Source organism: Erwinia artemisiae (assembly GCF_051400835.1).
Taxonomy (GTDB): Bacteria; Pseudomonadota; Gammaproteobacteria; order Enterobacterales; family Enterobacteriaceae; genus Erwinia; species Erwinia aeris.
On record NZ_JBLFFM010000002.1, the window covers coordinates 201,737 to 214,688 of the forward strand.

Below are 12,952 nucleotides of genomic sequence, written 5' to 3' on the forward strand. Positions count from 1 at the left end.
GCCTAATGTACAGAGCCTTCCGTTTTGCGCTTTTCGGCGCTCACGAACTGGTAAGTCAGCTGGTTCTGCTCTTTGTCGAGCGCCACCGAAACCGACCCGCCGTCCACCAGGGAGCCAAACAGCAGCTCGTTCGCCAACGGTTTTTTCAGGTTTTCCTGCACCGTACGCGCCATTGGACGCGCGCCCATCGCTTTATCGTAGCCTTTTTCTGCCAGCCAGTTGCGCGCTTCGTCGCTGACTTCCAGCGAGACGCCTTTCGCATCCAGCTGCGCCTGCAGCTCAACGATAAACTTATCCACTACCTGATGGATAACCTCGCTGTCGAGGTGTTTGAACCAGATAATGTTATCCAGGCGGTTACGAAACTCTGGCGTAAAGATCTTTTTGATCTCTTCCATCGCATCGGTGCTGTTGTCCTGATGGATCAGACCAATAGATTTACGTTCGGTTTCACGTACGCCAGCGTTCGTGGTCATCACCAGCACCACGTTGCGGAAATCGGCTTTACGCCCGTTGTTATCGGTCAGCATCCCGTTATCCATCACCTGCAGCAGCAGGTTGAAGACGTCCGGATGCGCTTTCTCGATCTCATCAAGCAGCACCACGGCGTGCGGATGCTTGATCACCGCGTCCGTCAGCAGCCCGCCCTGATCGAAACCGACATAGCCCGGAGGCGCGCCGATCAGACGGCTGACGGTATGGCGTTCCATATATTCCGACATATCGAAACGCAGCAGCTCAATGCCCAGCGCTTTCGCCAGCTGTACGGTGACCTCTGTTTTACCCACGCCCGTAGGGCCGGCAAACAGGAAGGAACCAACAGGCTTGCGATCCTGCCCCAGACCGGCGCGGCTCATCTTGATCGCTTCGGTTAAGGCTTCGATAGCGTTGTCCTGACCAAACACCAGCATTTTCAGCCGGTCGCCGAGGGTTTTCAAAGTGTCGCGATCCGTGGCGGAAACGCTCTTCTCAGGAATACGCGCGATACGGGCAACCACGGATTCAATATCCGCCACGTTAACCGTTTTCTTGCGCTTGCTGACCGGCAGCAAACGTGCGCGCGCGCCCGCTTCGTCAATCACGTCAATCGCTTTATCCGGCAGATGACGGTCGTTGATATATTTCACCGCCAGCTCAACCGCTGCACGTACTGCTTTTGCGGTATAGCGGACGTCATGGTGCGCTTCATACTTCGGCTTGAGGCCGTTCAGGATCTGCACCGTTTCATCTACCGTAGGCTCGGTAATATCGATTTTCTGGAAACGACGCGCCAGCGCGCGATCTTTCTCAAAGATATTGCTGAATTCCTGATAGGTGGTGGAACCCATCACGCGAATTTTGCCGCTGGAAAGCAGCGGTTTGATCAGGTTGGCGGCATCTACCTGCCCGCCGGAAGCGGCACCGGCGCCGATGATAGTATGGATCTCATCGATAAACAGAATGCTGCTGTTATCCTGCTCAAGCTGTTTCAGCAGCGCCTTAAAGCGCTTCTCGAAATCGCCGCGGTATTTAGTACCGGCAAGCAGCGACCCGATATCCAGCGAGTAGATGGTGGCGTCTTTCATCACTTCAGGCACGTCGCCCTGCACGATACGCCACGCAAGCCCTTCGGCGATCGCGGTTTTACCCACGCCCGATTCGCCCACCAGCAGCGGATTGTTTTTCCGGCGGCGGCAGAGAACCTGAACGGTACGCTCCAGCTCTTTATCCCGCCCGATCAGCGGATCGATACCGCCTACGCGAGCAAGCTGGTTAAGATTGGTGGTGAAGTTTTCCATACGTTCCTCCCCGCCTGCTTGCTCTTCGTTAACAGGGTTTTCTGCGCCCGAAGCGGGCCCCTGCTCATCTTTGCGCGTGCCGTGAGAAATAAAATTAACCACGTCAAGGCGGCTGACTTCATGCTTGCGCAGCAGATAGGCAGCCTGGGATTCCTGTTCGCTGAAGATAGCGACCAGCACGTTAGCGCCCGCTACTTCACTGCGGCCGGATGACTGCACATGGAAAACGGCGCGCTGTAGAACGCGCTGAAAGCTGAGCGTAGGCTGTGTGTCGCGCTCTTCTTCGCTGACCGGCAACACCGGGGTTGTTTGTTCAATGAAGGCTTCGAGCTCCTGCCGCAGAGCCACAATATCCACCGTGCAGGCTTCAAGGGCCTCTCTTGCTGATGGGTTACTGAGCAACGCCAACAGCAGATGCTCGACGGTCATAAACTCATGTCGGTGCTCGCGCGCTCTGGCGAAAGCCATATTTAAACTGAGTTCCAGTTCTTGATTGAGCATAGGCACCTCCCCCATTAGATCGCCTTATTCAGGCTTTTTCCAGCGTACACAGCAACGGATGTCCGTTCTCCCTCGCATATTTATTGATATGCGCGACCTTGGTCTCCGCCACTTCGGCGGTAAAGACACCGCAGATTGCCTTTCCCTGGTAGTGAACCGTCAGCATCAGTTGCGTTGCACGTTCAACATCATAAGAAAAGAACTTTTGCAGTACGTCAATAACAAATTCCATAGGTGTATAATCGTCATTATTCAGAATAACTTTATACATTGAAGGCGGCTTGAGACCTTCGCGGAGTTTGTCTTCTGCAAGATGTTCAAAATTAAGCCAATCGTTAGTGTTTCCCATACGTACCCAATATGAAAACGTTGCCTGCCTGCATCAGACTAACACCCTTAAGCGTAAGTTTAGCACGCCCGAAATGCTGTCCGAAGCCGGTGAATTTTTGCACCAACCTGCAACTACGCGACCTTCATCACAAAAATAGCAATAGCGTTAACTGCTTCAAATTTTGATGAATTCATCCCGGCATCTCCTCTTCATTCGCTTGACGCCTGGTACGATTTCTCTACAGTACAGGCGTATGCTGGATGCGTTTTAACCAGCCTGGAGGCCAATGCCTCACTACCTCACCCATTTGAATGTCTTGCGAGGGATCCAAAAGCATGGAGACGGGTACTGTTAAATGGTTCAACAATGCCAAAGGCTTCGGCTTTATCTGTCCGGTCGGTGGCGGCGAAGATATCTTTGCTCATTATTCCACTATCCAGATGGATGGCTACCGAACGCTGAAAGCCGGGCAGCAGGTTCAGTTTGATGTGCACCAGGGGCCAAAAGGCAATCACGCCAGCCTGATTGTCCCCGTTAATGCCGAAGCGGCAGTTGCTGTCAGCGCCTGACCGCTTAGTGATATTCTGACCAACCTTGCAATAAAATGCCAGCCAGCGTCGCTGGCATTTTTATGGGCAACTTTTACCAACCTTAGTAAAGTGGCGCCGTCCTGTCATTTTTCAAGCCCCCTTTTTGCACGAAATTAATTTTCATCCTCGCTTCTTGCCCTCCGCCGCGTTTCAGCGCAGTAAATTTGCGTTAAATCAACCTGGCTGCGTTTTTTCAGGACAGATTATGTCCTGAAGGATTAATGTTGCATTTTAAATGCAACTTTAAAGGATAAGGCTATGTTTTGCGTGCAATGTGAACAAACTCAACGCCGTCTTACGGGTAACGGCTGTACCGGCGTGCGCGGCGCCTGTGGGAAACTGGCACAAACGTCAGATTTGCAGGATCTGCTGATTGCCACGCTTCAGGGGCTTTCCGCCTGGGCGCTGGTGGCGCGACAGCAGGGTATTATTCTGCATGATATCGACAGTTTCATACCAAAGGCGCTGTTTGCCACGCTAACTAACGTAAATTTTGATTCCTCACGCATCGTAGCGCTTGCCCGTCAGGCCACCAGCTACCGGGAACAGCTAAAAGCGTGCTGCAAGCTTCCTTGCAGCGCAGAAAATTATCCTGCGGCGGCAATAGTCCTGGAAAGCGATGACCCTGGGCAGCTACAGCAACAGGCGCTGGCGTGGCGCCCCAATCGCGGCCATGCGCATGAGGATATTATCGGTCTGCGCCTGCTGTGCCTGTATGGCCTGAAAGGCGCGGCGGCCTATATGGAACATGCCCATGTTCACGGCTACTTCGATAACACCATTTACCAACAGTTTCATCAGATCATGGTCTGGCTGGGTGCGCAGCCGGACAGCGCCAGCGATCTGCTGGCGGCGGCGATGGATATCGGCAAAATGAATTTCGCCATCATGGCGATGCTGGATAAGGCGCAGACCACCACTTACGGTTCGCCGCAGCCCGTGCCGGTTAATACCCGGCCGGTGGCGGGAAAAGCGATCCTGATTTCCGGGCACGATCTGCGGGATCTGCAACTGTTGCTGGAACAAACCGCAGGCAGCGGTATCAACATTTACACGCATGGCGAAATGCTGCCGGCACATGGCTATCCGCAACTGAAGCGCTATGCGCATCTGGTCGGCAACTATGGCAGCGGCTGGCAGAACCAGCAAAAAGAGTTCGCCGCCTTTCCCGGCCCGATCGTTATGACCTCCAACTGCATTATCGATCCTTTCAGAGGCGATTATCAGCAGCGTATCTGGACCCGCAGCATTGTCGGCTGGCCCGGCGTGAATCACCTGCACGACGACGACTTTTCTGCCGTTATCGCGCAGGCGCAGCAGATGCCGGGCTTCTCCACCAGCGAGATCCCCCGCACCATTACTACGGGCTTTGGCCGCCAGACGCTGCTTGACGCCGCCGACAGCGTGATTGAGCTGGTGAAACAGCATCAGCTGAGGCATATCTTTCTGGTAGGCGGCTGCGACGGCAATCGCGTGCAGCGCAGCTACTTTACCGATTTGGCCACCGCCATTCCCGATGACTGTCTGATCCTGACGCTGGGCTGCGGTAAATATCGCTTTAACAAACTGGCTTTCGGCACGCTGGGCGGCCTGCCTCGTCTGCTGGATGTGGGCCAGTGCAACGACAGCTATGCGGCTATCGTGCTGGCGGTCAGGCTGGCGGAAAAATTAAACTGCGACATTAACGATCTGCCTTTATCGCTGGTGCTCTCCTGGTTTGAGCAGAAAGCGATTGTCGTGCTGCTGACGCTCTTGTCCCTCGGGGTAAAAAACATTTACACCGGCCCGACGGCGCCGGGTTTTCTCACGGATAATCTTCAGGCGCTGCTGAAAAAAGAGTTTGGTCTGCGGCCGACATCTTCCGTACCCGCAGATCTGGCAACGGCGCTGCATTGATGCCTTGCCGCATTATTTTCGCCTGCGGCGCGCGCCGTATAATGCCCTACCCTTTGCTCAGCCTCGACTATGCTTTTTGCTGAAGATCTCTCCCTTCGGGACACTGATTAAAGCTTTAAAGGAGCAGAAATGAAGCAAACGCTAGCCGCACTGGTGGCGAAAACACTTGAAAACGCCGGCGTAAAACGCATTTGGGGCGTAACCGGGGACTCGCTTAACGGGCTGAGCGACAGCCTGAACCGCATGGGCACCATCGAATGGATGCCGACTCGTCATGAGGAAGTCGCCGCTTTCGCTGCCGGGGCCGAAGCGCAAATCAGCGGTCAGCTTGCCGTCTGCGCCGGTTCGTGCGGGCCGGGCAACCTGCATCTGATCAACGGCCTGTACGACTGCCACCGCAACAACGTGCCGGTGCTGGCGATTGCCGCGCATATTCCCTCCAGCGAGATCGGCAGCGGCTATTTCCAGGAAACGCATCCGCAGGAGCTGTTTAAAGAGTGCAGCCACTACTGCGAGCTGGTTTCCAATCCCGAGCAGCTGCAACAGGTGCTGGGCATCGCGATGCGTAAAGCTATTATCAATCGGGGCGTGTCGGTCGTGGTTATTCCTGGCGACGTGGCGCTACAGCCCGCGCCGGAAAACGCTCGCGCCGAATGGTATCCGCCGCAGTTCCCTATCGTGCAGCCGCCCGCCAGCGAACTGGACAAGCTGGCGCAGCTGCTTAATGAAGCAAAAAATATCACGCTGATGTGCGGCTACGGCTGTGCGGGCGCGCATACGGAAGTGGTGCAGCTGGCGGAAACGCTGAAAGCGCCCATCGTTCACGCGCTGCGCGGCAAAGAATATATTGAGTACGACAACCCTTACGATGTCGGTATGACCGGCCTGATTGGCTTTTCATCCGGCTATCACGCCATGATGAATGCCGATACGGTGATCCTGCTGGGAACGCGTTTCCCTTACCGCGCTTTTTATCCTGAAAAAGCGAAAATTATCCAGATTGATATCGATCCGGGCAGTATCGGGTCGCATTGCCATGTGGATATGGCGCTGGTCGGCGACGTTCGGGCCGCCCTTTGCGCGCTGCTGCCGCGCCTCGAAGTAAAAGAGGATCGCGCGTTTCTGGATAAGGCGCTGAAGCATTACCAGGAAGCCAGAAAGAGTCTGGACGAGCTGGCGACCGCCAACGACAAACAGGCGATCCACCCGCAGTACCTGGCGCAGCAGCTTAGCGAGCTGGCCAGCGAAGACGCGATTTTTACCTGTGACGTCGGCACGCCTACCGTCTGGGCCGCACGCTATCTGAAAATGAACGGCAAACGTCGTCTGCTGGGATCGTTCAACCACGGTTCCATGGCCAACGCCATGCCGCAGGCGCTGGGCGCGCAGGCTATTGACAGGCAGCGCCAGGTGATAGCGATGTGCGGCGACGGCGGCTTCTCTATGCTGATGGGCGATTTCCTGTCGGTAGCACAGCTTAAGCTGCCGGTGAAGCTGGTGGTGTTTAATAACAGCGTGCTGGGCTTTGTGGCGATGGAAATGCAGTCCGGCGGCTATCTGACCGACGGCACCGAACTGCAAAACCCGGCATTTGCCGATATCGCCAACGCCTGTGGCGTAAAGGGCATTCGCGTGGAGCGCGCTTCCGAGCTGACCGGCGCCATCGAAGAGATGCTGGCGCACGACGGCCCGGTGCTGCTGGATGTGGTCACCGCCAGCGAAGAGCTGGTGATGCCGCCGCAGATCAAGATGGAGCAGGCGAAAGGCTTTAGCCTCTATATGCTGCGCGCGCTGATCAATGGTCGCGGCGACGAAGTGGTCGAGCTGGCTAAAACCAACTGGCTGCGGTAAAACATTGGTCTGTCTCACGGACGCTGCGGCGTCCGTTTTGCCCTTTAAGGAGCGCAACGGTGATCGACTTACGCAGTGATACGGTAACCCGCCCTTCCGCCGCGATGTTGTCCGCAATGATGGCGGCGGAAACCGGCGACGATGTTTATGGCGACGACCCTACGGTTAACGCGCTGGAGGCCAAAGCGGCCGCACTCAGCGGGAAAGAGGCCGCGCTTTTTCTGCCGACCGGCACCCAGGCCAACCTGGTGGCGCTGCTCTGCCACTGCCAGCGCGGCGAAGAATATATCGTCGGCCAGCTGGCGCATAACTACAAATATGAAGCTGGCGGCGCGGCGGTGCTGGGCAGTATTCAGCCGCAGCCGATCCTTGCAGCAAAAGACGGTACGCTGCCGCTGGACGTGGTCGAACAGTTTATCAAGCCGGATGATTTTCATTTTGCAATGACCCGGCTGCTGAGCCTGGAAAACACCCATAACGGTAAAGTGCTGCCGCTGGCCTATTTGCAGGAAGCCTGGGCATTCACGCGCAGCCATAAGCTGGCGCTGCATGTGGACGGCGCGCGCATTTTCAATGCGGCCGTGGCGCTGGGCGTCACGCTGCGCGATCTTACGCAGTATTGCGATACGCTGACAATCTGTTTGTCGAAAGGTCTGGGTACGCCGGTCGGCTCGCTGCTGTGCGGCAGCAAAGACTATATCGAGCGCGCGAAGCGCTGGCGCAAAATGACCGGCGGCGCCATGCGGCAGTCGGGCATTCTGGCGGCGGCCGGGCTTTACGCGCTGGAGCACAACGTCACGCGGCTCCAGGACGATCACGATAACGCCGCCTGGCTGGCTGCGCAGCTAAAGGCCGCTGGCGTGCAGGTTTCCAGTCAGAACACCAATATGGTGTTTGTGCGTCTGCCGGCACATCAGGCTGAGCCGCTTAAAGCCTGGATGCGTGGCAAAGGCATCGTTCTGCATACCGGCGCGGTGACGCGTTTGGTCACGCATCTGGATGTCGATCGTCCGGCGCTGGAAAAAGTGGTCGCGGAATGGAAAGCGTTTCTGGCCAGCCAGCCGGACTAACCGCCATACTTTTCTAACAGCGCCTCGGCGATAGCCTCGCTTTCCGCGTCCGCCACGCCTGAATAGTCAGCGGGCCGGAAATGCATCTGAAAAGCGGCAATCACCCGCTGTTGCTGCGTGGCCGACATATCAGGCGTCGATTCATAGCCGTAGCGCGCCAGCAGCGACAGCAGATGCCCGCTGTCCGTCAGCTGGCCAGGCGCTCTTCCCGCCAGGTAATAGCTTACGCGAGCCTCGTCCGGCCACGCGCCAATGCCCTGTTGATAAAGCCAGCGCCACGGAAACAGCGGGCCGGGATCCTGCTTGCGCTGCGGCGCGATATCGCTGTGTCCGACGACATCCTGCGGGCGAATACCGTAGCGCCGGGTGATATCCCGCGCCAGCGGCATCAGCGCTGCCATCTGCTCGCGGGAAAAAGGATACCAGGCTCGCCCTTGCGGCGTGCGGCGATAGCCCGGATTTTCCAGTTCGATACCGAGCGAGGTATCATTGAGCCGCGTCGCGCCGCGCCAGAAACTGATGCCCGCGTGCCACGCCAGCTCGGATTCCGGCACAAGCCGCAGCACCACCGGTTGCTTTCCATGCTGGAAGGGTTTGGCCGGAATAAGATAGTGCACGCTGACTTCCCGGTCGGTCAGCGTAGCCAGCGAGCGGGGAAAATCCTCAGCGGTATAGTGAATAACCAGCACCTTAATACGCGGACGAGCCCCGTAAGCGGCGTGGCGCGTATCCACTACGTAGCCATTCTGTTTTTCCAGACCGGATGTACAGGCGCTCAGTACGATGGCCGCCGCCAGCGCCGTCAGCAGGCGCATCAACGGCGTGTTTTAACCGCGGTGCCGCTGACGCTGACCATCAGCATACTGCTGTCTTTGCCAACGGTTTCGTAATCGATATCAATCCCGACCACGGCGTCCGCGCCCATGGCCTTCGCCTGCTCTTCCAGTTCGGCAAAGGCTATCTGGCGCGCTTTGCGTAACTCTTTCTCATATGCGCCGGAACGGCCGCCGACGATATCGCGAATGCCGGCAAAGAAATCGCGGAAGATATTGGCGCCCAGTATCGCTTCGCCGGTCACGACGCCGCAGTATTCCGTTATGGGCTGGCCTTCCAGCGTTGGGGTAGTGGAAAATTGCATGATTTTCTCCTTAACTTCAATCCAGGGTTTTAGCTCTTATGGCCAGGCAGACCAGCTATACTTTATGCTAAAAAACGCCATCCAGAAACCATAAGGAAATCAAGATGAAGTTACAGCTTGCCGCTCTGGCTCCGCTGGCGCTGCTGCTCAGCGCCTGTACCACGGTACAACCCGTCTTTAAGGATAATGGCAGCCGCACCTCTCCCTGCGTCGAAGGCGGCCCGGATTCTGTTGCCCAGGCGTTTTACGATCTGCGCCTTGAGCAGCCTGCTCAGGGCCTGCCGAACGCCACCCAGCTGGCTAAATATCGTCCTTACCTCAGCGACAGGCTCTATCAGACGCTGCTGAAGGCCGATAGCGATCCGCAAAAAGAAGCGACCCTGCGCGGGGATATCTTCTCAAGCCAGGCGGCGGGCGCCACCTCGGCGAGCGTAGCGGATTCATCGTCAATCCCTAACCACGACGCGCGCAATATTCCGCTGCGGGTTAAGCTCAGCCGCGACGGTGACAAGCCGCAAAGCTGGCAGGATGAAGTGCTGATGATCCATGAGGGCACCTGCTGGGCGGTGGACGACGTGCGCTATCTTGGCCCCGCGCCGCATATTGAAGGCGGCTCCCTCAGCCAGCGCCTGCTGCGATAGTGTTTTCCGCGCACCGCCGACGAGCGGTGCGCCTCTTTCCCCTGCTGCATTTTCATCCAGCCTCCCTCATTTTGTGCTAGCCTTGTAGTTAACTTGCCTGCATAAGCGAATTTTTCGCCGCGCTGATTGCATAACTATGCCGTCAACGTTAAGATTCGCAGAACTAATCGCTATTCACTTTTTGCGCATGAGTATTCAACTAAACGCTGTAAACTGCTTTTATGGCGCCCATCAGGCGCTTTTTGATATTCAGCTGACCTGCCCGGAAGGCGAAACGCTGGTGCTGCTCGGCCCAAGCGGCGCCGGCAAGAGCTCGCTGCTGCGCGTGCTGAACCTGCTGGAAATGCCGCGCTCCGGCACGCTGGGGATCGCCGGTCACCATTTCGACTTCAGCAAAGCGCCGGGCGACGCGGCTATCCGCGAGCTGCGTCAAAACGTTGGCATGGTGTTTCAGCAGTACAATCTCTGGCCGCACCTGACGGTGATGCAGAACCTAATCGAAGCGCCCTGCCGCGTGCTGGGATTAAGCAAGGATCGGGCGCTGGCTCGCGCCGAAAAACTGCTGGAACGCCTGCGCCTGACCAAATTCGCCGACCGTTTTCCTCTGCACCTGTCCGGCGGACAGCAGCAGCGTGTTGCTATCGCTCGCGCATTAATGATGGAACCGGCCGTGCTGCTGTTTGATGAACCAACGGCGGCGCTGGATCCGGAAATCACGGCGCAGATCGTGGCGATTATTCAGGAACTCTCTGAAACCAATATCACCCAGGTGATCGTTACCCATGAGGTCGAAGTGGCGCGCAAAACGGCCAGCCGCGTCGTCTATATGGAGAATGGTTATATCGTGGAACAGGGTGACGCCAGCCGCTTTACACAGCCGCAAACCGAAGCGTTTGCCAATTATCTTTCGCACTGATGCAGGACATAATGATGAAAAAAATCGTACTTGCCGCGCTGTTAGCCGGTGTAAGCCTGAGCGCCAGCGCCGCGCAGACCATCCGTTTTGCTACTGAAGCCTCCTATCCTCCTTTTGAATTTGTCGATTCCGACAACAAAATTCAGGGTTTTGATGTCGATTTAGCGAACGCGCTGTGTAAAGAGATGGACGCGACCTGCACCTTTACCAATCAGGCTTTCGACAGCCTGATCCCAAGCCTGAAGTTCCGTCGCTTCGACGCGGTGATGGCCGGAATGGATATTACGCCCGAGCGTGAAAAACAGGTGCTGTTTACCAAAGCCTATTACGATAATTCCGCTTTATTTATCGCGCAGAAAGGCAAAGTTGCTGACGTAGCCGCGCTGAAAGGCAAACGCGTCGGCGTGCAGAACGGCACCACGCACCAGAAATACCTGACCGAGAAACTGACGGAGGTGAAAACCGTGCCTTACGACAGCTATCAGAACGCCATTCTGGATCTGAAAAACGGCCGTATTGATGCCGTATTCGGCGACACGGCGGTGGTTAACGAGTGGCTGAAGCAGAACGCCTCGCTGGCCGCGGTTGGCGAGAAGGTCACCGATAAAGACTACTTCGGCACCGGACTGGGTATTGCCCTGCGCCAGGGCAACACCCAGCTTCAGGGCAAATTCAACGCCGCGCTGGATAAAGTGAAAGCCGACGGCACCTATAAAACCATCTACAGCAAATGGTTCCAGCAATAACGGAATGAACGAATTTTATCCTCTTGCAAGCGCCGCCGGGATGACCGTCGGCCTTGCCGTTTCTGCGCTGGCCGCAGGCCTGATTCTGGCGATGATTTTCGCCGTCTGGGAGTCCGCCCGCTGGCGGCCGATCGCCTGGATCGGCACCGCGCTGGTGACGCTGTTTCGCGGGCTGCCGGAAATTCTGGTGGTGCTGTTCGTCTATTTTGGCGCCTCGCAGCTGTTACTGACGCTTTCCGACGGCTTTACGCTGCATCTGGGCTTCGCTTCATTGCCGGTGCAGATGACGATTGAAAATTTCGACGTCAGCCCGTTTCTCTGCGGCGTTATCGCGTTGTCGATCCTTTATTCCTCTTACGCTTCGCAGACGCTGCGCGGCGCGCTGAAGGCGGTGCCTCAGGGACAGTGGGAGTCGGGCCAGGCGCTGGGCATGAAAACGCCGGCGATATTCTTCCGTCTGATCCTGCCGCAAATGTGGCGTCACGCGCTGCCGGGCCTGGGCAACCAGTGGCTGGTGCTGCTGAAGGATACGGCGCTGGTATCGCTGATCAGCGTCAACGATATTATGCTGCAAACCAAAAGCATCGCCTCACGCACGCAGGAGCCTTTTACCTGGTACATGGTGGCGGCGGCGATTTATTTAATTATCACGCTGCTCAGCCAGCAGGTTTTAAAGCGTATCGAAGCGCGTACCACCCGTTTTGAGCAGGGGAATAACGGATGCTGAGCTATTTACCCGAGCTGCTGAAAGGGCTGCATACCAGCCTGACGCTGACGGTGGCCTCACTGCTGCTGGCGCTGCTGCTGGCGTTGCTGTTCACGGTGATCCTGTCGCTGAAGATCCCGGTCCTGAGCCAGGTCGTGCGCGGCTATATTACGCTGTTCACCGGCACACCGCTGCTGGTGCAAATCTTTTTGATTTACTATGGGCCGGGACAGTTTCCTTCCATTCAGGCGATCCCGTGGCTATGGAACGGGCTGTCGCAGCCCTGGCTTTGCGCCCTGCTCGCGCTTTCGCTTAACAGCGCGGCCTATACCACCCAGCTGTTTTACGGCGCGGTCAGAGCTATTCCTGCCGGTCAGTGGCAATCCTGTGCCGCGCTGGGGATGAACCGTAAAGATACGCTGCGCATTCTGCTACCCTACGCGTTTAAACGCGCGCTTTCCTCTTATTCCAACGAGGTGGTACTGGTATTTAAGAGCACCTCGCTGGCTTATACCATTACGCTAATGGAAGTGATGGGCCGGGGACAGCAGCTTTACGGGCGTACTTACGACGTGACGGTTTTTGCCGCAGCAGGCGTCATTTACCTGTGCGTTAACGGCCTGCTGACGCTGATGATGCGCCTGATAGAACGACGAGCGCTGGCTTTCGAGCGCCGTAGCTGAGCCACCATGCCGGCGGCATCGGTCGTCGGCATTCGTCAAATAACAGCGCTTAACCGTCAGTTAATCCGCGCATAACGCCGCGGCGGCAGCCGTCATACTATCCCG

Annotated in this window: 13 protein-coding genes; 9 read left to right on the forward strand and 4 right to left on the reverse strand. The window is 56.8% G+C overall.

Annotated features, from left to right (window positions below):
- Positions 1–2 precede the first annotated feature (2 nt).
- Together clpA and clpS are read right to left on the reverse strand one after the other, a co-directional pair.
- Complete coding sequence (clpA, locus tag ACMGEE_RS05505; protein ID WP_125288740.1) at positions 3–2,279, reverse strand: ATP-dependent Clp protease ATP-binding subunit ClpA; 2,277 nt, start codon at positions 2,277–2,279, stop codon at positions 3–5.
- 28 nt (positions 2,280–2,307) lie between these two features.
- On the reverse strand, positions 2,308–2,628 hold the full coding sequence (gene clpS / locus ACMGEE_RS05510) for an ATP-dependent Clp protease adapter ClpS (protein ID WP_125288741.1): 321 nt from the start codon (positions 2,626–2,628) through the stop codon (positions 2,308–2,310).
- A gap of 317 nt (positions 2,629–2,945) precedes the next feature.
- Between clpS and cspD the strand changes: the two genes are divergently transcribed.
- From cspD to ltaE, 4 genes are all read left to right on the forward strand, one after another.
- Positions 2,946–3,179, forward strand: coding sequence for a cold shock-like protein CspD (gene cspD, locus ACMGEE_RS05515; protein ID WP_125288742.1), 234 nt, complete (start codon positions 2,946–2,948; stop codon positions 3,177–3,179).
- A gap of 279 nt (positions 3,180–3,458) precedes the next feature.
- The gene (gene hcp / locus ACMGEE_RS05520; RefSeq protein WP_436829779.1) at positions 3,459–5,096 is read left to right on the forward strand and encodes a hydroxylamine reductase; all 1,638 of its coding nucleotides are present in this window, start codon (positions 3,459–3,461) and stop codon (positions 5,094–5,096) included.
- Between the two features lie 129 nt (positions 5,097–5,225).
- On the forward strand, positions 5,226–6,947 hold the full coding sequence (poxB, locus tag ACMGEE_RS05525; RefSeq protein WP_369894912.1) for a ubiquinone-dependent pyruvate dehydrogenase: 1,722 nt from the start codon (positions 5,226–5,228) through the stop codon (positions 6,945–6,947).
- A 59-nt stretch (positions 6,948–7,006) separates the two neighbouring features.
- Positions 7,007–8,017 (forward strand): low-specificity L-threonine aldolase, encoded by a 1,011-nt coding sequence (ltaE, locus tag ACMGEE_RS05530; protein ID WP_253454736.1) that lies wholly within the window; start codon positions 7,007–7,009, stop codon positions 8,015–8,017.
- Here ltaE and ACMGEE_RS05535 read toward each other — a convergent pair.
- Together ACMGEE_RS05535 and ACMGEE_RS05540 are read right to left on the reverse strand one after the other, a co-directional pair.
- Positions 8,014–8,832 (reverse strand): N-acetylmuramoyl-L-alanine amidase, encoded by an 819-nt coding sequence (locus tag ACMGEE_RS05535; protein ID WP_301251233.1) that lies wholly within the window; start codon positions 8,830–8,832, stop codon positions 8,014–8,016. The two genes, ltaE and ACMGEE_RS05535, sit on opposite strands and share 4 nt — an antisense overlap.
- The gene (locus ACMGEE_RS05540; protein ID WP_125288747.1) at positions 8,832–9,155 is read right to left on the reverse strand and encodes a heavy metal-binding domain-containing protein; all 324 of its coding nucleotides are present in this window, start codon (positions 9,153–9,155) and stop codon (positions 8,832–8,834) included. Before ACMGEE_RS05540 ends, ACMGEE_RS05535 begins: the two co-directional genes overlap by 1 nt.
- 104 nt (positions 9,156–9,259) lie before the next feature.
- On the opposite strand from ACMGEE_RS05540, the gene ACMGEE_RS05545 reads away from it, so the two are divergent.
- The 5 genes from ACMGEE_RS05545 (at position 9,260) to artM (ending at position 12,847) form a co-directional block, all read left to right on the forward strand.
- Entirely contained in the window at positions 9,260–9,796 is a 537-nt protein-coding gene (locus ACMGEE_RS05545; protein WP_253454739.1) for a lipoprotein, read from the forward strand.
- 187 nt (positions 9,797–9,983) lie between these two features.
- Positions 9,984–10,712, forward strand: a complete 729-nt coding sequence (artP, locus tag ACMGEE_RS05550; protein WP_253454740.1) for an arginine ABC transporter ATP-binding protein ArtP — start codon at positions 9,984–9,986, stop codon at positions 10,710–10,712.
- Between the two features lie 14 nt (positions 10,713–10,726).
- Entirely contained in the window at positions 10,727–11,458 is a 732-nt protein-coding gene (gene artJ, locus ACMGEE_RS05555) for an arginine ABC transporter substrate-binding protein (RefSeq protein WP_125288750.1), read from the forward strand.
- 4 nt (positions 11,459–11,462) lie between these two features.
- Positions 11,463–12,185, forward strand: coding sequence for an arginine ABC transporter permease ArtQ (artQ, locus tag ACMGEE_RS05560; protein ID WP_436829780.1), 723 nt, complete (start codon positions 11,463–11,465; stop codon positions 12,183–12,185).
- Positions 12,179–12,847, forward strand: coding sequence for an arginine ABC transporter permease ArtM (gene artM / locus ACMGEE_RS05565; protein ID WP_436829781.1), 669 nt, complete (start codon positions 12,179–12,181; stop codon positions 12,845–12,847). The genes artQ and artM overlap by 7 nt, the downstream gene beginning before the upstream one ends.
- The last annotated feature ends 105 nt before the right edge of the window (positions 12,848–12,952 follow it).